19 protein-coding genes are annotated in these 20,963 nt (G+C 51.4%); 8 read left to right on the plus strand and 11 right to left on the minus strand.

The features are described 5' to 3' along the window. Positions 1–48: 48 nt before the first annotated feature. The 4 genes from K0J45_RS02380 to K0J45_RS02395 all read right to left on the minus strand — a co-directional run bounded on the left by K0J45_RS02380 (position 49) and on the right by K0J45_RS02395 (position 5,380). Positions 49–450: a hypothetical protein gene (locus K0J45_RS02380; RefSeq protein ID WP_220044088.1), complete on the minus strand. Its 402-nt coding sequence runs from the start codon at positions 448–450 to the stop codon at positions 49–51. Positions 451–613: 163 nt separating this feature from the next. Next, the gene (locus K0J45_RS02385) at positions 614–1,024 is read right to left on the minus strand and encodes a c-type cytochrome domain-containing protein (protein ID WP_220044089.1); all 411 of its coding nucleotides are present in this window, start codon (positions 1,022–1,024) and stop codon (positions 614–616) included. A 195-nt stretch (positions 1,025–1,219) separates the two neighbouring features. Continuing rightward, positions 1,220–4,294 (minus strand): efflux RND transporter permease subunit, encoded by a 3,075-nt coding sequence (locus K0J45_RS02390; RefSeq protein ID WP_220044090.1) that lies wholly within the window; start codon positions 4,292–4,294, stop codon positions 1,220–1,222. Between the two features lie 3 nt (positions 4,295–4,297). Then, entirely contained in the window at positions 4,298–5,380 is a 1,083-nt protein-coding gene (locus K0J45_RS02395) for an efflux RND transporter periplasmic adaptor subunit (protein ID WP_220044091.1), read from the minus strand. 196 nt (positions 5,381–5,576) lie between these two features. On the opposite strand from K0J45_RS02395, the gene K0J45_RS02400 reads away from it, so the two are divergent. Continuing rightward, positions 5,577–6,521: a LysR family transcriptional regulator gene (locus K0J45_RS02400; RefSeq protein WP_220044092.1), complete on the plus strand. Its 945-nt coding sequence runs from the start codon at positions 5,577–5,579 to the stop codon at positions 6,519–6,521. 2 nt (positions 6,522–6,523) lie between these two features. Here K0J45_RS02400 and K0J45_RS02405 read toward each other — a convergent pair whose 3' ends face one another. Next, on the minus strand, positions 6,524–7,195 hold the full coding sequence (locus K0J45_RS02405) for a Qnr family pentapeptide repeat protein (RefSeq protein ID WP_220044094.1): 672 nt from the start codon (positions 7,193–7,195) through the stop codon (positions 6,524–6,526). 16 nt (positions 7,196–7,211) lie between these two features. After that, complete coding sequence (locus K0J45_RS02410) at positions 7,212–8,579, minus strand: MATE family efflux transporter (protein ID WP_220044095.1); 1,368 nt, start codon at positions 8,577–8,579, stop codon at positions 7,212–7,214. Between the two features lie 227 nt (positions 8,580–8,806). Between K0J45_RS02410 and K0J45_RS02415 the strand changes: the two genes are divergently transcribed. Then, entirely contained in the window at positions 8,807–9,097 is a 291-nt protein-coding gene (locus K0J45_RS02415; protein WP_011864277.1) for a co-chaperone GroES, read from the plus strand. Between the two features lie 56 nt (positions 9,098–9,153). Further along, a complete protein-coding gene (gene groL, locus K0J45_RS02420; RefSeq protein WP_144199893.1) occupies positions 9,154–10,803 on the plus strand; it encodes a chaperonin GroEL in 1,650 nt (549 codons plus the stop codon). A 774-nt stretch (positions 10,804–11,577) separates the two neighbouring features. Here groL and K0J45_RS19725 read toward each other — a convergent pair. The 4 genes from K0J45_RS19725 to K0J45_RS02440 all read right to left on the minus strand — a co-directional run bounded on the left by K0J45_RS19725 (position 11,578) and on the right by K0J45_RS02440 (position 14,272). After that, positions 11,578–11,805: a hypothetical protein gene (locus K0J45_RS19725; protein ID WP_258406749.1), complete on the minus strand. Its 228-nt coding sequence runs from the start codon at positions 11,803–11,805 to the stop codon at positions 11,578–11,580. Between the two features lies 1 nt (position 11,806). Beyond that, positions 11,807–12,787 carry a GAF domain-containing protein gene (locus K0J45_RS02430; protein ID WP_220044098.1) on the minus strand — a complete coding sequence of 327 codons (981 nt, stop codon included), beginning with the start codon at positions 12,785–12,787 and terminating at the stop codon, positions 11,807–11,809. 282 nt (positions 12,788–13,069) lie between these two features. Continuing rightward, positions 13,070–13,867 (minus strand): NYN domain-containing protein, encoded by a 798-nt coding sequence (locus K0J45_RS02435; protein WP_220044099.1) that lies wholly within the window; start codon positions 13,865–13,867, stop codon positions 13,070–13,072. A 30-nt stretch (positions 13,868–13,897) separates the two neighbouring features. Further along, entirely contained in the window at positions 13,898–14,272 is a 375-nt protein-coding gene (locus tag K0J45_RS02440) for a molecular chaperone DnaJ (RefSeq protein WP_220044100.1), read from the minus strand. 847 nt (positions 14,273–15,119) lie between these two features. On the opposite strand from K0J45_RS02440, the gene K0J45_RS02445 reads away from it, so the two are divergent. The 4 genes from K0J45_RS02445 to K0J45_RS02460 all read left to right on the plus strand — a co-directional run bounded on the left by K0J45_RS02445 (position 15,120) and on the right by K0J45_RS02460 (position 18,376). Then, positions 15,120–15,356: a helix-turn-helix domain-containing protein gene (locus tag K0J45_RS02445; RefSeq protein WP_220044101.1), complete on the plus strand. Its 237-nt coding sequence runs from the start codon at positions 15,120–15,122 to the stop codon at positions 15,354–15,356. Positions 15,357–15,358: 2 nt separating this feature from the next. Beyond that, positions 15,359–16,660: a HipA domain-containing protein gene (locus K0J45_RS02450; protein WP_220044103.1), complete on the plus strand. Its 1,302-nt coding sequence runs from the start codon at positions 15,359–15,361 to the stop codon at positions 16,658–16,660. A gap of 87 nt (positions 16,661–16,747) precedes the next feature. Further along, complete coding sequence (locus K0J45_RS02455) at positions 16,748–17,836, plus strand: tetratricopeptide repeat protein (RefSeq protein WP_220044104.1); 1,089 nt, start codon at positions 16,748–16,750, stop codon at positions 17,834–17,836. A gap of 135 nt (positions 17,837–17,971) precedes the next feature. Continuing rightward, positions 17,972–18,376, plus strand: a complete 405-nt coding sequence (locus K0J45_RS02460; RefSeq protein WP_220044105.1) for a hypothetical protein — start codon at positions 17,972–17,974, stop codon at positions 18,374–18,376. A gap of 274 nt (positions 18,377–18,650) precedes the next feature. Here K0J45_RS02460 and K0J45_RS02465 read toward each other — a convergent pair whose 3' ends face one another. Then, positions 18,651–19,295 carry a lipoprotein gene (locus K0J45_RS02465; RefSeq protein WP_220044106.1) on the minus strand — a complete coding sequence of 215 codons (645 nt, stop codon included), beginning with the start codon at positions 19,293–19,295 and terminating at the stop codon, positions 18,651–18,653. A gap of 459 nt (positions 19,296–19,754) precedes the next feature. On the opposite strand from K0J45_RS02465, the gene K0J45_RS02470 reads away from it, so the two are divergent. Beyond that, complete coding sequence (locus K0J45_RS02470; RefSeq protein ID WP_220044107.1) at positions 19,755–20,921, plus strand: BamA/TamA family outer membrane protein; 1,167 nt, start codon at positions 19,755–19,757, stop codon at positions 20,919–20,921. The last annotated feature ends 42 nt before the right edge of the window (positions 20,922–20,963 follow it).

Genomic DNA, 20,963 nt, shown 5'->3' on the forward strand with positions numbered 1-20,963 from the left:
TTCGCTTCTGAGTTGTTTGGTTTCAGCCTCTACACATTAGTGGCTGAACTATTCCATGTCGATGCGCCTGATGGCGGCCCTGAGGTGTTCGGCCTTGGCCCGCATAGTCTCGGGTGCCCCGTCGCCATGGGCGGCGAGCTGACTCTCAATGCCGCTCAGCTCCTGCACCAGCCAGCCACGCACCATCACATAGTAGCGCGAATCCGTGCCGTAGCGGGCGATCACCTCTAGCTGCTCGGGCGATGGGCTGGCAATTGCCTGCTGCAGCGCCTGCACCATGGCCCCCAACTCTTGCTTCTCTGCCTGGAGACTAGATTGAGACTGAGTTTGGGACTGAGCCTGAGTTTGGGACTGATCTTGGGCCTGGCCGTGATGATTGGCGCAGCCGGTCAGCAGTCCGGTGATGAGCAGGTTGGCTGCAATTAGGGTGAGCAAAAACAGACGAGCCATGGGCGTGTCCAACTAAGTGGCCTATAAGTGAGTCTGATGATAACAGCTCTTTTGGGCCTGTTTAGTCTTATGGATTAATTTTTATGCAAGCTACACCCGCGCTGTTTATTTGTGAAGCAGAAAAAAAACCACCGCCTCGGGGCGGTGGTCAGCAGGTGGAATCTTAGTTCTGTTTCGCGCCTTCATCTATCCAACGCTTGATGAGGGCGATCTGCTCGCTGCTGAGGGGCTTTCCTTCGCCTTGCGCAAATTTATCACTGTGGTGGGGCGGCATCTGGATCTTGCTGTCGACCTTATGGTCGATCGCCAGATAGAGGGTGCTGGAGGCTGAGCTGCCGGGAACCACGACGGGGCCAAGCTGGGTACCGCGCATCACGCCCTGATAGCTATCCAGTGCCAGATGGGTTTTTGCCATGCCTTCGCCTGCACCCGAATGACAGCTGATGCAGGAGGCGTTGAGTATGGGCTGTACTTCGGATGAGAAGCTCACCGGCCGCTCACAGCCCAGTAGCGCCGTGGCGGCCAATGCTGCCACCAGTAACAGGCGCCTGTTGATGGAGTGATGAGCATACATAGTATCCTCCCAATAACCTTGTATTATGTACGGTTTAAGTATAGTCCCGCCGCGCCTAATCCTCCTGTGTGGTGAGTGAGACAAGGTGCCTGTGGTGAGCGGGTGTAAATCCAGCTTGCCGCTAATCCGAGATGAAACAAAGAAAAAGCCCGACTCTCTCGAGCCGGGCACGCCGGGAAGCGAAATGGAAAGGGGTTATTGCGCCTTAGGCACCTTGATGCCGAAGACCAGGGTGTAGGCCACCGGCAGCACCACCAGGGTGAGCACAGAGGCGAAGCCCAGGCCGAAGATGATGGTGATCGCCATGGAGCCGAAGAAGGCATCCGGTAGCAGGGGGATCATCCCCAGCATGGTGGTGATCGCCGCCATCAACACGGGACGCACACGACTCACCGAGGAGTCGAATACCGCGCGGTAGGCTTCCTTACCCTGGCTCAGCTCGAGGTTTATCTGATCCACCAGGACGATACCGTTCTTGATGATCATCCCGGTCAGACTCAGCAGGCCCAGCAGCGCCATGAAGCTGAAGGGGGCATCGAACAGCAGCAGGCCAGAGACCACACCGATCAGCGCCAGCGGCACGGTAAACCAGATCACCAGGGGCTGCCTGACCGAGTTAAACAGCAGCACGGTGATGAGGAACATCGCCAGGTAGCCAAGTGGGATCGAGCTAAATACCGACTGCTGCGCCTCGCTGGAGGTCTCATATTCGCCGCCCCATTCCAGCTCATAGCCGGCAGGTAGACTGATGGCCTCGACCTTAGGTCGCAGCTTTCTAAATACCGAGTCTGCGGTCTCGTTGCCGCCGTTCACCGGGTCAGCGAGCACAGAGATCACTCGCTTACGGTCGCGGCGCATGATCAGCGGATCTTCCCACTCAGTGGTGAAGTCGCTGACCACCTGAGAGATGGGCACGAAGACGTTGTTTTCCGTGCTCCACACCTGCAGCGCCGAGATGCTGTCGGCATTGAGACGTTCATCGGCCGGCGCGCGAGCGATAATCGGCAGCAGATGGCTGTTCTCGCGATACAGGCCGACATGCTTGCCGCTGAAGTTGGTCAGCAGGGCATTATCCAGATCTTGCTTGCTGATGCCAGTTTCCCGGGCCTGAGCCAGTGCCAGCTGTGGACGCACCAGGGTCACCTGATTACGCCAGTTGTGGCGCACGCTGGTGGCGCTCGGCTCGGCAAGGAAGATCTCGCTCGCCTGCTGGGCCAGCTGTCTCAGCACCTCTGGGTCTTCGCCGTAGAAGCGCGCCTCGATCTTGGCCGCCGGGCTGGGGCCATTCTCCATATACTTGAAGCGATATTCCGCCTCGGGATAGTGCTGTACCAAGTCCTGCTCCAGCTTACGCATATAGGCGTTGAGGGTCTCAAGATTGGTCATCTCGATCAGCAGCTGGCCATAGGCGGCGTAGCCCTTCTCCGGCACATAGGGCAGCACGAAGCGCTGGGCGCCCTGGCCGACCACGCTGGTGATGTTTACCAGGCCAAGATCCTGTTTTGCCTGCTCCGCCATCAGATCCTGCTCGATACGACCCAGCAGCGCCTCGGTGGCCTTGATGTCGCTGCCTTCCGGCATCCACACATCCACGAAGAAGATAGGGGTGTTTGAGGCCGGGAAGAAGACGTTCTTCACCTGACCGAAGCCCATCACCGAGCCCACCAGGGCCAGCAGCACGACCAGCAGGGTCAGGCCGCGAAAACGCATCGCCAGGCTCAGGCTGCCGCGATAGAGCTGGAACAGCCAACCCTTGTAGGGGTCGCTATCTGCCTCATCGGGGATCTCTCCATCCTTAAACAGCAGATTGCAGAAGAAGGGGGTCAGCGTCATGGCGGTGATCCAGCTGATAAACAGGGAGATCAGCAGCACCAGGAACAGTGAGATACAAAACTCACCCGTGGCGTTGTCCGACAGACCGATAGGTGCGAAGGCGATGATGGCAATAACCGTCGCCCCCAGCAGTGGCCACTGGGTCTGAGTGATCACCTGCTTGGCGGTCTCCAGGCGCGACTGGCCGCGCTTGAGGCCTATGATGATCCCTTCGGTTACCACGATGGCGTTATCCACCAACATCCCCAGGGCGATGATCAATGCCCCCAGCGAGATGATCTGCAGCTCGATATTGAGCACCTTCATCATGATGAAGGTACCGAGAATGGTGAGCAGCAGCACCAGTCCCATCAGCAGGCCAGATCTCAGCCCCATGAAGATCAGCAGCACGCCGATCACGATGGCGATCGATTCTGCCAGGTTTACCAGAAAGCCGTTGATGGTCTGATCCACCATCTTGCTCTGGTCATAGACTGTGGTGAGCGTCATGCCCACCGGCAGCTCGTCGCTCAGCGCCATCATCTTCTGGTTGACGGCTTCGCCCACCTTGACCACGTTGACGCCGCTGGAGAAGGCGATGCCCACAGACAGCGCCATGTTGCCGCCGCTGTGATACAGGTTGCTCGGGGTCTCGTCCATCGCCTTGTAGATGTTGGCGATATCCCCCAGGTAGATCAGCTTGGCGCTACTGGGCGCACTCACCACCAGGCGTGATAGCGCCTCGACGCTGTCGAACTCGCCCGTGGGGTGGATGCGGATACGGTTGTCGCCCACGCGAATGCTCCCCGCGTTAGAGACCACGTTCTGGCTGTTGATCAGGCCATAGATATAGTCCTGGTTCAGGCCTAAGGCGTTGATCTTCTGAGTGGAGATCTCCACCACCACCTGTTGGTCGACGATACCCGCGATATTAACGCGCTTGATCCCATCGACCAGCACCAGCTCGCGGCGCAGAAAGTCGGCGTAGTTTTCCAGTTCGCGTTCGCTGTAGCCGTCGCCGCTCAGGTTGAGCAGAATGCCATAGACGTCGCCGAAGTCGTCGATCACCTGAGGCGTCATGGCGCCGCTGGGCAGACTCCCCTGGGTATCGCTCACCTTACGGCGCACCAGATCCCAGATCTGCGGCAGCTTCTCGGCGTCGTACTTGTCTTCCATCTCAATCTGGATCTGCGACAGGCCGGCGCTGTTGATCGAGGTGATATGTTTCACCCCATCGAGCTGTTGCAGTGCGTCTTCCAGGGGCAGGGTAACTTCTTCTTCCACCTGCTCCGGCGAGGCGCCAGGGTAGGCGGTGACGACCAGTGCCTCTTTAATGGTAAATTCGGGAAATTCCAGCTGCCCCAGGCTCATGAACGATAGACTGCCACCTATGAGGAGCAGCAGGGCAAACATCCAACTGACCACCTTGTGGGTGATCGAATACTCGGCAAAATTCATCTGTTAAACACCTCGTTGCCAGCGCAGAGGCTTGACCTGCTGACTCTCGTGCAGCTGGGCCACACCGGCAACCACCACACAGTCACCTACCGCCAGGCCCTGGGTGATCTCTATGCCCTGACTGGTCACCTTACCCAGGCTCACTTTGCGGGCGCTCACCTGGCCCGTGCCCAGATCATAGGTCCAGACGATAGGCTCGCCGTCTTGATCCCGCTTGAGCACGGCGCTCGGCGGCACTATGGCGCTTTTCTTTTTGGCGTCGGGACCGGCGATATCCAAGATCAGTTGGGCACTCATGCCCGGCAGCACGCTAAATTCGGTCGGGGTCGGCAGGGTAAACACCACCTCGTAGCTCTGGGTGCCTGGCGTCACCTGAGTGGCGAACTCCTTGAGACGCGCGGCATACTGCTGCTCTGGGTGATTGCTAAAGGTCACCATGGGCAGCGAAGGCGAGTGTGGGTTAAAGGAGGTCACACGGCTGGCCAGCGACTCGGGCACCTGGATCACCACGTCGATGAAGCGATCTTTCTGCAGCACCAGAACCGGCTGGTTGGCCTGTACTATCTGGAAGTTCTCTATCTTGGTCTTGGCGACCGTGCCGCTGAAGGGGGCTTTGATCACCGTATAGCTCAGCTGATCCTGGGCGCTGGCCAGGTTGGCGGCGCTGGATTTCAGCTGGGCCTTGGCCAGGTCATATTCCGCCTGGGAGATCAGCGCCTGACGCAGTAGCTCGCCCTTACGGTTAAAGTCGGCCTGGGCCAGTTCATGATCTGCCTCACGGTTAAGCAGCTGGTTGCGTGCGTCTCTGTCGTCGAGGCGCGCCAGCACCTCGCCCTTGGTGACGCGCTGGCCATCCACCAGAGAGAACTCGACCAGCTGGCCCGATAATCTGAACGACAGTTCTGCCTGCTTGGTGGCGGCGACCTTGGCGGGGAAGCTTCTCAGGGTGCCGCTTCCCAACTCGGTGATCTCCAGCAGCTTAACGGGACGAACACTCTCGGGAGCGATCTCGGCAGATTCTGTGCTGCAGCCGGCAAGTACTAGAGTTAATACGAGTAGTGAAAGTGACGTGGTAAGGGGTTTCATATCGTAAACTCCATCATTTGTGACAAGGTGTATCTCATGGCGGCTAAGATAGCAGCGCGATACATCTATTAAAATGGAATTATGTGGAACCGTGAGTTCCAAAAATTGAAACTGTATTAACTTGATTTACCCTGGTGACTGTGTGCAAAGTAATAACAGAATCGGGTCTGCCGCCTGTTATTGAAGTGAGACTGTGATGAAAACCGAAGATATTGCCCTGTTCCACCGCATCGTCGAGACAGGCAGCCTGGTCGAGGCTGCCGATATCCTCAACGTGCCTAAATCGACCCTGAGTCGGCGCCTGCAGACGCTGGAAGATGAGCTCAATGTTAAGCTGTTTCATCGCCAGAGTCGCGCCATGACTCTCACCGCCTCGGGCAGTCATTTCTACAATAAAACCACGCCCTTGCTGGCGACTCTGGAGCAGACCTTCTCCGAGCTGTCGGGGAAGGAAGCGGCGGTTACCGGCCATCTACGAATACTGATCTTTCCGATCCCCGAGCTCTTGTATATCACTCAAGCGATATTCGAGTTTATGGATCTTAATCCGGCGCTCACGGTGGAGATCATCGTCAGCTCAGAGCCCAAGGATATGATCCGCAACAACATCGATCTGGCCTTCATGCTCGAAGATGCGTTTAACGAGAATGAGATGGTGGCGCGGCATATCATCAGCGAATTCGTGCATTTCTATGCCAGCCCGGAATACCTGGAGAGGGCGGGTAAACCCACCAAGCCGGAGGAGTTGCCCGAGCATAACTCCATTCTGTTTCGCTATCCCAACGGTAGGATCTTCAACGAGGTGCCCTTCGGCAAAGACAGGATACTGTCGGTAACGGGTAACCTGTGTGTCAACAGCCTGAGTACCTGTCTTGAGGCCGCCTTGATGGGGCGTGGCATCGCCATGATGCCGCTGCCGATCGCCCGGGAATATGTGGAAAATGGCAAGCTGGTGATGCTATTTGAAGATATCGAGCCCTATGAGGGTAAGTGCTTCCTCGTCTATCCGTCGCGGCGTTTCATTAGCCTCGCCAGCCAGCGCTTTATCGACCATGTGTTGAAGGCGTTAGATGAGTGTCTTCAAAATGGTGCCTGCGATCGTGAAGCCAGGACCAAGGGGGCGATTAAGCCGTTAATTTAACGCTATTCGCCACAGACAATTAAGCCGAAGGGCGCCAGCAGCTGACTCTGCTGCCAGGCGTCTATCATCACCCCTTCCAGTGCCACCTCGCGGGGATCAAGCCCCTCAAGATCCACCCTCGTCAGGTTGGCGCCCCTGAGATCGAACTCGCCCCACAGCTCAGGGCTAAACTCGCCGCCGCTGAGGTCACTGCTTTTAAGCGATGCCCCGGTCAGGTTGGCGCCGCGCCAGCGATTGTCGGTGAGTTCGCACTCTTCCAATATCGCCTGGGACAGGTTGGCGTAGGCGAGGTTACAGCCGCTGAACACGGCGCTGCAGAAGTAGTGGTTAATGCCTATCTGATTGGCGAAGCTGGCGCGGTAGAAGTCGGCGCCCTGCAGGTTAGAGTCTCGAAACTCTGCGCCGAAGCAGCGGGCACCCGTGAAGCGCGCCAGGTTGAGGCGACAGTCGCTGAACTTGGCGTTGATAAGTGTGGCGTAGCTAAAATCACCCCCCAGCAGATCGCCTGGCTCGACAAACTGGCACTGCTCGAAGTGGCAGTCGGTCAAATCCGCGCGGTTAAAGCTGCAGCGCACGAAGCGGCAGCGACGAAACTGCAGCCCCTGCATATCCTCACCGCTGAAGTCATGCTCAAAGTAATCCTGTTCAAGCGTCTCGTGTTGCAAATCATCCATGGCGGCTAGCCCTCTGTTAACGCTTGTAGATCTCGACGTGCTTGGGCGTGGTGTCTGGCTCTGTGATGCGACTGGCCAGGATATAACAGGCGATGCCCATCACGGCGTTGGTGATCGGCAGCGCCAGCAGCAGTCCCTTCACGCCGCCCAGATAGGAGCCCAGCGCCGCCAGCGGCAGCAGGAGCAGAAACAGGCGACAGACGTTAAGTACCAAGGAACTCATCGGCCTGTGATAGGCGTTGAGTGAGGTGGCGGTAAGGATCACCATCCCCAGCGGGCCATAGGCGGCGGGCAGGGCGATGATGTAAAAAGCGAGCCACTCGATCACCTGGGGATCTTTACTGAACAGCTGGGCGATAGGCGTCGCCATGAGTGCCAGCGGCAGATAGATGAGGGTTTGGAACACCAGCACGAAACGCAGCGACAGCATGAGGGCGTCGCGGGCGCGCTCCGTCTGTCCCGCCCCCAGGTTTTGGGCGATAAAAGGCACCAGGCTGGAGGAGAGCGCCATCACGGCGATCAGCAAAACCGACTCTAAACGGGTACCGGCGCCGAAGGCCGCCACCGCGCTGTGGTCGATGCGCGCCAGCATGGCCATTATGATGGCGTTGGCCACAGGGTTGAGCAGGTTCATCAGCGCCGCAGGCTGGGCGATATGGGCCAGCTGGCGCCAGTTGCAGTGAATACGCTCAAGGTTAAATTCGGCAAAGTCTACCAGGTTGCGCTTGATGATAAGCAGATAACCCGACAGAGACAGCGCAACTACCCAGGAGATCAGGGTGGCGATGGCCGCGCCCTGAATTTCCAAGCGGGGAAAGGGCCCCAGGCCGAAGATCAGCAGTGGGTCCAGCACCAGGTTGATCACCGCCGCCAGGGCCATGATCTTGGCCGGCGATTTAGTATCGCCGGTGGCGCGCAGTCCCTGGTTGCCCACCATCAAGAGCACCAGCAGCGGCGCCCCCAGATACCAGAGAAACATATAGTCGCGGATCAGCGGCAAGCTGTCGTCGTTGGCGCCCAGCAGGGTAAACAGCGGGCCGATAAACAGGCTACCCAGCAGTGACAGGGCGGCGATCATCCAGAAAGTGATCAGCAGGGCGTCGTGCAGAAACACCTTGGCCTTGGGGCTGTTGCCACTGCCGATGAGGCGGCCGAGGTTAGTCGATACCCCGGCCCCTATGCCGATGGCGATGCTGGAGACAATCAGGGTGACCGGAAAGGTAAAGCTGATGGCGGCCAGGGCTTCTGTGCCTAACTGGCTGATAAAAAAAGTGTCTACAAGGCTGAACCCAAGAATGGTGAGAATACCAATCAGGTTCGGAAGGCTCATATTTAGCAGTACACGACCAATTGGCTGGCTGAGCAGCCCGTGTCTGTCTCTCATGTATGTGGAATGCCTAGGTAACAGAAGGAGGGCAATTCTATCAGGAAAGGCTGATCTTTTATAAAACCCAGTTAAAAAAAATCAGATTTTTTTTGTAAAGCCCTTGGATCTGCTAAACCTTATCCCCATATATCGAACATCCCGCGGCGAAAGCGAAGTCGCCGCACTTTTAATTTGATAAACCGCCAACGTTTGTTGGGCAAAAAAATCATTAGGAGAGTCCGTAGATGAATATTCGTCCATTACATGACCGCGTCATTGTTAAGCGTTCTGAAGTTGAATCAAAGTCAGCCGGTGGCATCGTACTAACAGGTAGTGCAGCCGAGCAGTCAACTCGCGGTGAAGTTCTTGCAGTAGGCAATGGCCGAATTCTTGAAAATGGCACAGTGCAACCACTGGACGTGAAAGTGGGTGACATAGTGATCTTCAACGAAGGTTATGGCGTGAAGAAAGAGAAGATCGACGGCCAAGAGGTGTTGATCCTTTCTGAATCAGATTTAATGGCTGTAGTGGAATAATCCACTAAGTTACTCAATATCCCGTTTAACCAGAATTTTATTAAAGGATACAGAACATGGCAGCTAAAGAAGTTTTATTTGGCAATGACGCTCGCGTAAAAATGCTTGCGGGCGTAAACGTACTGGCTAACGCAGTTAAAGTTACCCTGGGCCCTAAAGGTCGTAACGTAGTTCTAGACAAGAGCTTCGGCGCGCCGCTGATCACCAAAGACGGTGTATCGGTCGCTAAAGAGATCGAACTGGAAGACAAGTTCGAAAACATGGGCGCCCAGATGGTGAAAGAAGTTGCTTCTAAAGCCAACGACGCCGCCGGTGACGGTACCACTACTGCAACCGTACTGGCACAAGCCATAGTTACCGAAGGCCTGAAAGCCGTTGCCGCTGGCATGAACCCAATGGATCTTAAGCGCGGTATCGACAAGGCGGTTGTGGCTGCCGTTGCCGAGCTGAAAACCCTGTCTCAAGAGTGTAGCGACACTAAGGCTATCGCTCAGGTAGGTACCATCTCTGCTAACTCTGACGAGTCAATCGGCGAAATCATCGCAACTGCGATGGAAAAAGTCGGTAAAGAAGGCGTGATCACAGTTGAAGAAGGTCAGGCCCTAGAGAACGAGCTGGACGTGGTTGAAGGTATGCAGTTCGACCGTGGTTACCTGTCTCCATACTTCATCAACAAGCCAGAAACTGGCAGCGTTGAACTTGAAAACCCATACATCCTATTGGTTGACAAGAAGATCTCTAACATCCGTGAGCTACTGCCTATCCTTGAAGGTCTGGCGAAAACTGGTAAGCCACTGATGATCATCGCAGAAGACGTTGAAGGCGAAGCCCTGGCGACTCTGGTTGTGAACAACATGCGCGGCATCGTTAAAGTAGCTGCGGTTAAGGCACCAGGTTTCGGTGACCGTCGTAAGGCGATGCTACAAGATATCGCTATCCTGACTGGCGGTACTGTGATTGCCGAAGAGATCGGTCTAGAGCTTGAAAAAGCGACTCTGGAAGACCTAGGTACCGCTAAGCGCGTGGTTATCACCAAAGATGACACTACCATCATCGACGGTACCGGCGAGCAAGAGCAGATCTCTGCCCGTGTTGCCCAGATCAAGATCCAGGCAGAAGAGTCTACTTCAGACTACGACCGTGAAAAACTACAAGAGCGTATGGCTAAGCTAGCCGGCGGTGTTGCAGTGATCAAAGTCGGTGCCGCTACCGAAGTTGAAATGAAAGAGAAGAAGGCTCGCGTAGAAGACGCGCTGCACGCGACTCGCGCCGCTGTTGAAGAAGGTGTGGTTGCCGGTGGTGGTGTTGCCCTGATCCGTGTTGCCTCTAAGATTGGCGAGCTGGACGTGGCTAACGAAGACCAGAAGCACGGTGTGACTATCGCACTGCGCGCCATGGAAGCGCCTCTACGTCAAATCGCGACCAACGCAGGTGAAGAAGCCTCAGTTGTAGCGAACAATGTTAAGAACGGCTCTGGTAACTATGGTTACAACGCCGGTAGCGATGTGTACGGTGACATGCTAGAGATGGGTATTCTTGACCCAACTAAGGTGACTCGTAGCGCGCTACAGTTCGCTTCATCTATCGCAGGTCTGATGATCACTACCGAAGCTATGGTTGGTGATGTACCGCAAGAAGCTGGTGCTGGCGATATGGGCGGCATGGGCGGAATGGGTGGTATGGGCGGTATGGGCGGCATGATGTAAATTTTACGGGCCTAAATCTGTGATAGCTGCGTTGCTTCACCACTCGTTTAGTGTACTAAACGTCGCGGTAAAGCGCCTTGCTCTAACAAGATTTATACCACGTAAAATACTCTGCTGGTCTTAAGCTCAGAAGCTTAGAACGTAAAATGAAAGCCCCGATACTTAACAGTATCGGGGCTTTTTCATATGGATATAATTGTCCCCGGAGTATATGGATATACGAAAAGGGGATTTTCTTTGTGGTGAGTGAGCAGCGTTGTGTTGCCACATGCTTGTAAGGTGTTAGTAGACAGCTAAACGTCGCGGCAAGATTCCTTGCTCTAAAACGATTTTTCCTGCGCTAGAAGCAATGCTGGTCTAAAGCCTAACAGCCTGAAACCAAATGAATATAAGCCCCGGTATCGTGAGATGCCGGGGCTTCTTCTTTGTATGTGTTGTCACATGCTTGTAAGGTGTTAGCAGACAGCTAAACGCCGTGGTAAAGCGCTTTGCTCTAACAAGATTTATCCCTCGTAAAATTTTTGCTGTGAATACCTAATAATCTGAAATAAAATGAAATTTTCAATGCTGTCGGTTATTGAGGATAATCAAGGTTTGTATTTTTTGATAGTTGACTTCGCTATCCAAAGCCTATCATCGGTATTTGAACTTAGCTTATTGAATATCCATCTAATAGACTACCTCTTGGCATTTAGGCTAGAGATAGTCTGAGCTTGATGGTGGAGTAGATCTGGTAGATATTGTTTTTGAGGAAAACAGCTTTATGGGTTTGAACTATTTTACATTTGCGGCAATTTCGTCGGAAAGTTTTCTAGTTCTTACTTCAATAACGCGCTGTAATCTTTCGAGTTCTTGCTCCAACTCATTGAGCATTTTTTGGGCGTCAGGTTTGTAAGTATTTGGAACAGTTGAATCATGGAAGTCGACTTTAAGTGTGTACCCATCATTAGCTGTTCCAACTACAGCTTGGCCCATTATGAAATGAGGACGTCTTTTACTCATTTTAGGTTCCCCCTTGGGCTGTGTTATCAGTATGATCGAAGTAAGTTTGAAGTTTTTCAACGAGGATGGCTATTAGATTAGCATAAGTCTGTAAAAAATGAGCGTCTCGATCTAAATTAAATTGCTCTGCGGCACTACTAGTCATAATTAAAACCCCTAAGGGTTTGTGATCATCTTCACTGGAGCCATCGATGCAAGGTACGATTGGAATTGCAATGATGCTTTTATAAGTTTCAATATCCCAACGACTATTGTGACCACTGTTGTTAGCAATTTTCGAGATATCTTCATAATATTTTATTGATTTGTAAACAAAAGATTCTCCAACCACGCCAATTCCAGGTTTCCAAGTTCGATTCTTAGGGACAATTCTATCATCATGCCTTCTCCATACCGATACTAATTCATCATTATTTTCGATCTCTGGTAAATAAATTGCAATATTCCACAGGGTTTCAGCCTCAAGTGAGAAAAGTTTTTCTCTGAAAATATGTAGAGGTCTAACTAAACTGTCAAGCATCGTATCGAATTCTTCTTCTGTAACTTCTCTATCTGCTGCTTCAACATTTCTTATTAAACCAATTGAATAGCTGAGAGAGTTTACGGCATTTCTTAATGCTGTTCTCTGACTATAAAAGCATGTTGAATCTTTAGTATATTGTGTTTTTAGGTTTTCAAACTCATTTTTTATATTTGTTAATGCAGCATTTTTGTCTCTATACTCCATTATCATTGTGTCAAAAGAGGAACCCTTGTGTTGAATAATTGCCACAAAAAACTGTATCATTATAAATATTGAAACTATTATCCAAACAAAAGTAGGTATTTCATCAACTTTAGTTTTTTTATCAAGGATGTAAGCCAGGAATACGCCAATTAGCAATGGCAGTACTAAGTTGTTCCAAGTGGTAACAGCTCTATTGAGGATCATTACGATGTTGTTTAATTTGGATATTATTTTATTCTCTTTTTCGAGGCTCATAATCTTTCCATTCTGGTTTGAAAGCAATTTTGTGATTTTCTAATTAATATTTATAAATCTTTTATATCTTTTAAAATACTGGGTCGTTTCCAGCTTGTGACTTGGTACCCATCCCGGAAATTAATTGACGCTAAAAGTATAATATCCTCGTAATATAAACCCTAAGTTATTAGTTGTTTTCAACTCACTTTAAATAATTAAACGTGGATGTTTCTTACTTTGTTTGCTATTTCAATGATCGAGCAGGCTTATTTCGTCGGTATTTTTTTGTACTCAGCCCACCTATTTCCCACTCTTCTTGGCTCGTTTGCTTTCTCTGATCCACATGACTGAACCGTTGGTTTTTCGCATCTCGAACAGGTCTATGGCGGCGAACAGATCGCTGAGTTTCTTGAAGCCATAGTTTCTTTGGTCGAATGAGCTGTGGTTCGAAATGTGAGAGCCAATTGGGCCGAGGCGTGACCAGCCGTCATCTTCTTCTGTTGCCTCAATTGCTTGTCGCAGTAGGTGAATTAACTTGGTGTCACCTTTAAGGTTTTGTTTACGGGGGGGACTGGCTTTTGTGGTTGTCGTGGCTGCTTTGTGTTCTTTCTCTGTTGCTGACTCAGTAACTTTCTCTATAGGCACTTCTGCTTCGGTTTCGACCTCGGGTTCTGCGTCTAGGTAGAGGAAGCGAGAGCAGCTGTTGACGAAAGCGGTTGGGGCTTTACGTTCACCAAAGCCGAATACCTTTTTGCCGTCTGAGAGCACTCTTGTGACCAAGGGGGTGAAGTCGCAGTCTGAGGAGATGAGGCACATAATATCTATGTCTTTGGTGTATAAGATGTCCATCGCATCGATCACCAAAGCGATATCGGTGGCGTTCTTTCCTTTGGTCAGGTCGAACTGTTGAATAGGTTGAATGGCATATTCGTGGAGAATATCTTCCCAATGCTTCAGGCCTGGGCTTTTCCAGTTGCCGTAGGCTTTTCGAATACTCACCACCCCATGTTTGGCAAGCTCAGCCAAGATCACATCAAACTTTCTTGCCGGTGCATTATCTGCGTCGATAAACACCGCTATTTTCGCTACGTCTTGCATCAGTTAGCCCCGAATTAGTCTTTATTAGAATTAGTTTTGACTCTTAATGGCAGAGAAGTAAAAGCCACAGATAGAACCTATGATGGCGCTCGAAAATGCAAGAATTTCAGAGAAGTACTTGTTTTCAAAAACTGCTGCCGTCGCAATGATGGCTAATAGGCTTGCGACGATAGCTATTGCTAGCAAAGGAGCGATTCGTTTGTTCATTCTCTCGGTTAATGGCTCTGCTTTACCTATGCCGCCACATGAGCCACATAGGAGTCCGTGCTGATTTTGTCTACGCCAGAAAGGGAGTTCGTTCTTCTTGGCACAGGCTTCACATGAACAATTATCTTTGCCGTTGGTGCAGGTACCTGTACCCGAGCAGTGTTGACAGTCATACAGGTTTACTTTGACTTCTTGCATCGAACTCATTCCTTTGAAAATGCTTTCAAGTGGTGCGCTGGAGCGTTGAGGGATTGATAAGGGCGATTGCTCGTAGAGCGCTCATGAGCGCGAACCATGGATGGTGAGCTGGCACTTTTGCATGGACGCAATTGCCTGTCGAAACGGTCCCCTTTCCCCCGGTGTGGTGTGGAACACCACGACTTTCGCCAAGCGCAGCTTGGCATCTAAAATCCAAAGCGTTGGCACTATCACAAGCGATAGCTACCGCCCGAAATTCTAGCTATTCCAGAGCGCGTTGAATCCAATTAATGCTAATAAAAACAAGGTTAAAGCTATCAGTCAGCTGCGGATAAAACCTTATCCAAGGTCAAAAACCATGCAGATTGGCTGAGCCAGAGCCAGAGCCAGAGCCTGGGCCAGAGCCAAGAGCCAGAGGAAGTGGTTTGAGGTGAGGTGTGAAAAGCTGTCCTTGCCTTATGCCGTCTCTCTGATGAGAGCGGCGCCATCCCTGACATTTATTCGCGTACTTTAGCTAACGCTTAAATGTTGTTTTAACAACAAAATATTAACTTATCCTACAGTATCGCCGCCGCGCAAAGCAATAGTGAAGAAGGCACCGCTTCGAAATGGTCGAGAGCCGTCAGATTAGTGTCGATGGTGTTTTGCGGTGTTAGAGACTCTAAAGGTGTAACAAGTGACACTTTTGGTTCATTTGCTAACTTGAATAGATAGAAGGTGTATGATGTTACACTTTTTGCTCTATTGGTCTTGTTAATACTCAAAAAGTGTATGTTGCTACACTTTTATGTTGAATCATCCCTTTATCGTGGCTAAAGTGTAGCAAAGTACACTTTATGGTGATCTTATGAGCTCTTCGTTAAACCAAGATTCGTTGGGATTACTGATTAAAACCCGCAGGAAGGAAGCGGCGCTGACTCAAGAGGTGGCGGCAATGTTGTGCGGTGTCACTAAGAAAACCCTGATTCGTGTCGAGAAAGGCGAAGATGTCTACATCTCTACCCTATTCAAGATACTTGATGGTCTGGGGATTCGGCTCGCTGTCGAGTCAAAGTCGGATGCCGGCTCAAGTGAGTGGTACTAGCCATGGCCGAATCACCAATCCTTGTGTTAGATATGCTACTTGGTGACCAGCTTATCGGCGCGTTGTCATTTGATCCAAGCGATGAGCGTTTTGCGGTCAGCTACACTCAAGCCTGGCAGCAAAGCGGTTTTCCGTTATCACCTATGATCCCTTTGGATGGCTCGGGTAGCAGTACGCAAATTGCCATGTTTCTGGTTAATTTACTGCCTGAAAATAAGGGGCTCGATTATCTTGTTGAATCGCTTGGTGTTGCAAAGGGCAATACCTTTGCGCTTATTCGAGCCATTGGCCTAGACACTGCGGGTGCCATCGCCTTTTCTTCTAAAGGTTCTGCATTTCCACCGACAAGATTCCGGACTATTAGTGACGATGAGATCGTTCAGCGACTGGAAGATCCTGAGTTCTGGCCGATGGAGGTTTGGGATGGTAGACCCAGGCTGTCGGTGGCTGGGGTACAGTCAAAGTTAAATCTCTTCTTTAATGGTGAGGAGTTTGGCTTCGGTGAAGGAGCACTGTCATCGACACATATCTTGAAGTTTGAACAGCATCCGCATCTGGTCATCAACGAGTTCCTTACTATGCGCTTGGCTAAGGCGCTGGCCTTGAATGTCGCGAATGTCGAGATTCGTTGTTTTGGTCAGTATAAATCCTTGTGTGTCGAACGTTTCGATCGTCGCTATCTGGCCGATGAAAACAGGGTGCAGAGGCGGCACATTATCGATAGTTGCCAAGCCCTTGGTTTTAGCGTCAACAAGAAATATGAACGTAACTTTGGTAGTGGACGGGATGTCAGGGATATTCGTGAAGGTGTCAGCCTGCCAAGGTTGTTTGGTCTTGCGAATCAATGTATTAATCCGGCTGCAGCCAAGCAGGATATGTTGCGGTGGACGCTGTTCAATTTATTGAGTGGCAATGCCGATGCCCATGGGAAAAACTACTCGTTTTTTATGACGCCTAAGGGGATGTCACCTACACCTTGGTATGACTTAGTTTGTGTCGCCCTGTATGAGGATTTTGAACAAGAGTTGGCAATGGCGATAGATGATGAATTCGATCCCAATAAGATTTATGCCTATCAGCTTGCCGCTTTTAGCGAAGAGGTGGGATTACCAAGAGCCTTAATCGTAAATAGCCTGGATAAGATGGTGGCTAAGATAAGGCTCGAAATTAATGGTGTCATCGCCATGCTCAATGACTTGGATGAAGATGAGCAGGCTTTTGTGGAGGCATATAAGGCACAACTGCTGGCCAGATGCGAACGTTATTCGGCGATCGCTCCTGACATCAAGGCAATTGAGCTTTAACCCTTAACAGGCCATCGGCATCAGCCGAGCTGTTTTTAATGATTAGGAAAAATTTCCTTAAGTGGATCTATGGTATGGATACACAACATGTATGAAGATCTTATGCCGGTTTTGATGATCGCCGTGATGCTGGCGCTGCTCGTTGCCGTCATGCTTTTTATCGAGGGGCGGCGTAAGCCGACCATAATGCCGGGCTGGTTAGACTTGCAGGGCTTTGAGCGTCTGTTCATCTACTGGGACGCGCCGAGCGCGAAGGAGTATGGCGAAAAGCAACCCCGCCGTTATCAGCGTCTGCTCGAGGCCTGGCAAGATTTGCCGCCAGAGGAGGCTTGGTTTCACTATAACCTCTCCTGCATCGGCGTGACGCCTGTGGGGGCGAGTGTGCGTAGTGCGAAACGTTGGTGTCAGAAGGCTTGGCTGAAGAAGCTGGATGTTGAGGCGGCCTATCATCTGGGGATGATGCAGCTTATGGGGTTGGGCGGGACGCCTAAATATCGCTCGGCGCTGGCACTGTTTGAGGCGGCGGAGCAGGGGGGCATCATACGCGCCACTACCGCTCGCGGCCTGATGTTGCTGCGTGACCCTGGTTTTATGAATAATGGCTGTGTAAATACAGGCGATGGCAACTCATGTATAGGAGATTCTGGCTTAGCAGACGACTGGCCAATCGAGGTGCCCAAGGCGCAGCGCCACGCCGAGGCGCTGGCGTGCTTCATGGGAGCGTTTGAACAGGGCGATATGTTGGCGGCGCTAAACCTGGGTTACATGTTGGAGCACGGCCTTGGTTTTGGCTCTGGTGTAGAGACCCGTTTAGAGAACCGTTTAGAGAATGGTTTAGAGGCTAGTACAGAAGCTAAAAGCGCGGCCAATCTGGATCGCGCCATCGAGAGTTATCTGCTGGCCGCCAATGCCGGCTTGCCCGCCGCTCAGTATCGTTTGTCTATGCTGTTTGAGGCTCGCGGCGAGCTGGTCGATGCCTATCGCTGGGCCTATATTGCCGCAGCCTGTTCTGAGTCGGACATTCCCATGGCCCGCAGCCAGAGGTTGGCGACATCGCTGGATAGTCGCACCCTGCAGCAGGCGCAGGAGTCGGCCAGAGCTACCGCCCACAGGATCATGACGCCACGTGTGCTTGCCATGCTACATAACCTTAAGCATCTGCGCAGCGCGGCCTAATCCTCTGTCTGGCCTTTGCGCTAACGCTCGGTTTTAACCTGAACAATTGAGCCATTTTTAAGATTTGCCTCAGCTTGCTTGGGTAGCATAGTGACTGTTTTGTGTCTGGAATGGTTATCAAAGGGAGCGAGCGGCATGGGAAATCAGCATTTAAATGGGACTAAGCGGGGGCCTTGGATGGCGATTGGGGTGAGTCTGGCCGTGGTGGGCCTGATCGCGCTGCTGCTTATGATGATGCCCAAGGGCTTTAAGGCGACCCATGAGGAGATAGGCAAGGGCACGCCGACCCTGGTGTTTGTCTACGACCCAAATCTGGCGGTGAGCCATACCCAGACAGAGCAGATGAACGAGGCGCGGGGGCATCTAGGCGATAATGTACTGTTTCTGCTGGCCAGAGTCGGCACCCCTGAGGGTGAGCAGCTGATCGCCAAATACCGCGCGGGCGCCGCCGAACTTCTGCTGTTTGATGGTTCGGGCAAGTTGGTTAAGCGCCAGCTCGCGGTACAAGACGCCAATCAGCTAATGCGTTGGGTACGTTAATAACAGCTTGGGTAATTAAGTAGACACAGGTGCAAATTCTTTGGGGGTAGTAAATAACGAGGTGATTACTTAGTTTGAGCTTTTCGATGTAGAGATGAAAATCTGCAAACAGGAGAAATGAATCTGTGTAGCAGTTTTGATAAACGTTTTATAGCACCTCATCGTTGAATAATGAGGTGCTATCAGAATGGTAGTGAAAAGTTTCACGTCTAGATATTAGGTGCAGATCTAATTCTCGCTACGGCAACTTTTCTTAATACTTTAAACCATTATATTAATTGGTTTTTGTTTCATTAACGAAAGCGCCTTTCCAATTACTTGGAATGTAGCTGTCGACAACCTTAGTTTCAAGATTCTCATTGGAAAGAGCTAACTCAACTCTTTTCATGGTTCTAGGAATGATCTGACTAGTATCGCCAACTATAGAGCGAGCTAACGATGCGCTTAGAGCATTTACAGATAATCCACCACTGCTTTGTTGAAAGGTTGAGTAAATATCAACGTGATAGCCTTGTTGATACTGAACAACGCAGATGAAGAACGAAGTTTTTTCACTAAAACCCTCGGTTGAGTCATCTGATTTCATTGTTAGCAGTGGATCTTGGCAACTAGGTACCTTAATCATGCCACCTTGAGATTGTACTAGCGCACCGAAAGCGGAATCTCCAAAAGGAGAAGTTAGTTTAAATCTTGTTGCTTTTTCGGGCAGTTCTGCCGGTGGAATGCCACGACTTACTGTTAGCGTGTCCATGCTTTTTTCTACAGAACTAACAACGGTATTTAAGACTCTCTCTCTGATCGAAGAGTCTCCCTTTACGTCGATAATCATGTAGGCTTGTTCAGTTGTATTTTTTTGTGCTGTAGAAGCACACCCTGAAAGAATTGCTAAACCAACGGCGAGTAATATGCTGCGTTTCATGAATTTGCTAAGTCCCTATAAGTTGTAATTTTTCAGCATCTATAAAAATTATGCGGCGAAATGTTTACACCTTTGCTCTTGTTTTTCAATTATTTATTTACAAATAAAAACAAAACTGTAACAAGTGTTGCAAAATGTGTTTGCTGTGGATTTATCTTCCTGTTTTTCATTCGTTTTTAGTTTTTTTTTCTAAGCGCAAAGAGTCGTTGTAGATCTGGAACTGCTTTGGCTTATCAAGTAATCAATCTGAGTTGATTGTTCATAGATGTTGTAGAAGCAATAAATAGCGACAAAGCTCCTGTTTTAATGATGAATTGTTAATCGAAAAAGTCGTTGTTGAAACCCGCTGGGGTGTTAAAATGCCGCTCGGCTTGCGGTTGCTGCTGTTTAACACAGCAACAAATACGCAGCCCATAACTCCTAACATCTTATTTTTCCTGACTAATCATTAGAGTGTTTATGAAACGGATTTTATGCTTGTCCCTGCTGGCCTTTTCTCAAATGGCCGCCGCCGTAGAGCCCCTGATTGAAACGCCAAAAGATATGCAGCCTACCTGGGTCGATGAGATCCTGGACGTCTTCGGCGCCGACGGTGAGTTTGACGAGAGCAAGACCATAGACATGAGCTACCTGCCGACCGCCTATTACACGCCCGAGAAGAAATTCGGCGTGGGCCTGCTGATGGTGGGCCTGTATAAGACAGATGGCGCGGCGCCCGAGGAGCAACCTTCCTCTTTGGTGCTGAACTCCTTTGTGTCGATGAACAACTCCTACGGCGTCGAAGTGGAAAACATGACCTTCTTCAACGGCGGCAAGCAGCGTCTGCTGCTGGGGCTGGAGCTGCATAACGAGGCGTCTGTCTACTACGGCCGTGGCATCGCAGACGGCAACATCGACAGCAATCACCATGAGTTCGACGAGCAGCTCTACAGCTTCACGCCGCGCTGGATGACTCAGGTGGCCGACAACTATTTTGTTGGTGTGGGCGCCGACTTCACCTACGCCAGTGCCGATAAGTTCACTCGGGTAGAGGGCGATATTTCCCTGCCATCCGACGGCATCTTGCCAAGCAACTTCAGCTCGGGCCTGGTGGTGACCAGCATCTATGATTCCCGCGACTATCGCCTCAACGCCACCAAGGGCTGGCTGTTCCAGCTCGATGCGGGTCTGTATCAAAACAGCGAGTACGACAGCTTCGCCAAGTATGACCTCGAGCTGGCCAACTATATCGATCTCAGCGCTACCTCTTTGTTAAGCCAGATGCCTGGGCTTATCGCCTGGCAGGTACAGGGCCACTTCACCAGCGGCGACGTGCCCTGGAACATGCTGCCGGATCTCGGCGGTTCAAGCGCCATGCGCGGCTACATCAAGGGTCGCTACCGTGACAAGCAGATGATGATGGGCCAGGTCGAGTACCGTCTGCCCATCTTCCAGCGTTACGGAATGGTGTTCTGGGGCGGTGTGGGTAGCGTGGCCGACAAGGTGAGCGATCTTAACGATGAGCTGCTGACCTCTTACGGCACAGGTTTCCGCTTTAAGATCAAAGACAACATCAACCTGCGTCTGGATGTGGGTGTTGGCGAGAACGAGACCAACTTCTACCTCAACGTCAACGAAGTCTTCTAGCCATGACTGTGCTGCCTGTTCGATTGTGTGTTAACGCCAAGC

Source organism: Shewanella alkalitolerans (genome assembly GCF_019457575.1).
Taxonomy (GTDB): domain Bacteria; phylum Pseudomonadota; class Gammaproteobacteria; order Enterobacterales; family Shewanellaceae; genus Shewanella; species Shewanella loihica.

Excerpts from the sequence above, each read along its gene's own strand:
- K0J45_RS02435 (WP_220044099.1), bottom strand. The coding sequence starts at position 13,867 with ATGCAAGACGTAGCGAAAATAGCGGTGTTTATCGACGCAGATAATGCA.
- K0J45_RS02440 (WP_220044100.1), bottom strand. The coding sequence starts at position 14,272 with ATGCAAGAAGTCAAAGTAAACCTGTATGACTGTCAACACTGCTCGGGT.
- K0J45_RS02430 (WP_220044098.1), bottom strand. The coding sequence starts at position 12,787 with ATGAGCCTCGAAAAAGAGAATAAAATAATATCCAAATTAAACAACATC.
- K0J45_RS02390 (WP_220044090.1), bottom strand. The coding sequence starts at position 4,294 with ATGAATTTTGCCGAGTATTCGATCACCCACAAGGTGGTCAGTTGGATG.
- K0J45_RS02400 (WP_220044092.1), top strand. The coding sequence starts at position 5,577 with ATGAAAACCGAAGATATTGCCCTGTTCCACCGCATCGTCGAGACAGGC.
- K0J45_RS02465 (WP_220044106.1), bottom strand. The coding sequence starts at position 19,295 with ATGAAACGCAGCATATTACTCGCCGTTGGTTTAGCAATTCTTTCAGGG.
- K0J45_RS02450 (WP_220044103.1), top strand. The coding sequence starts at position 15,359 with ATGGCCGAATCACCAATCCTTGTGTTAGATATGCTACTTGGTGACCAG.
- K0J45_RS02385 (WP_220044089.1), bottom strand. The coding sequence starts at position 1,024 with ATGTATGCTCATCACTCCATCAACAGGCGCCTGTTACTGGTGGCAGCA.
- K0J45_RS02380 (WP_220044088.1), bottom strand. The coding sequence starts at position 450 with ATGGCTCGTCTGTTTTTGCTCACCCTAATTGCAGCCAACCTGCTCATC.
- K0J45_RS19725 (WP_258406749.1), bottom strand. The coding sequence starts at position 11,805 with ATGAGTAAAAGACGTCCTCATTTCATAATGGGCCAAGCTGTAGTTGGA.
- K0J45_RS02410 (WP_220044095.1), bottom strand. The coding sequence starts at position 8,579 with ATGAGAGACAGACACGGGCTGCTCAGCCAGCCAATTGGTCGTGTACTG.
- K0J45_RS02455 (WP_220044104.1), top strand. The coding sequence starts at position 16,748 with ATGTATGAAGATCTTATGCCGGTTTTGATGATCGCCGTGATGCTGGCG.
- K0J45_RS02415 (WP_011864277.1), top strand. The coding sequence starts at position 8,807 with ATGAATATTCGTCCATTACATGACCGCGTCATTGTTAAGCGTTCTGAA.
- K0J45_RS02460 (WP_220044105.1), top strand. The coding sequence starts at position 17,972 with ATGGGAAATCAGCATTTAAATGGGACTAAGCGGGGGCCTTGGATGGCG.
- K0J45_RS02470 (WP_220044107.1), top strand. The coding sequence starts at position 19,755 with ATGAAACGGATTTTATGCTTGTCCCTGCTGGCCTTTTCTCAAATGGCC.
- K0J45_RS02395 (WP_220044091.1), bottom strand. The coding sequence starts at position 5,380 with ATGAAACCCCTTACCACGTCACTTTCACTACTCGTATTAACTCTAGTA.
- K0J45_RS02445 (WP_220044101.1), top strand. The coding sequence starts at position 15,120 with ATGAGCTCTTCGTTAAACCAAGATTCGTTGGGATTACTGATTAAAACC.
- K0J45_RS02405 (WP_220044094.1), bottom strand. The coding sequence starts at position 7,195 with ATGGATGATTTGCAACACGAGACGCTTGAACAGGATTACTTTGAGCAT.
- groL (WP_144199893.1), top strand. The coding sequence starts at position 9,154 with ATGGCAGCTAAAGAAGTTTTATTTGGCAATGACGCTCGCGTAAAAATG.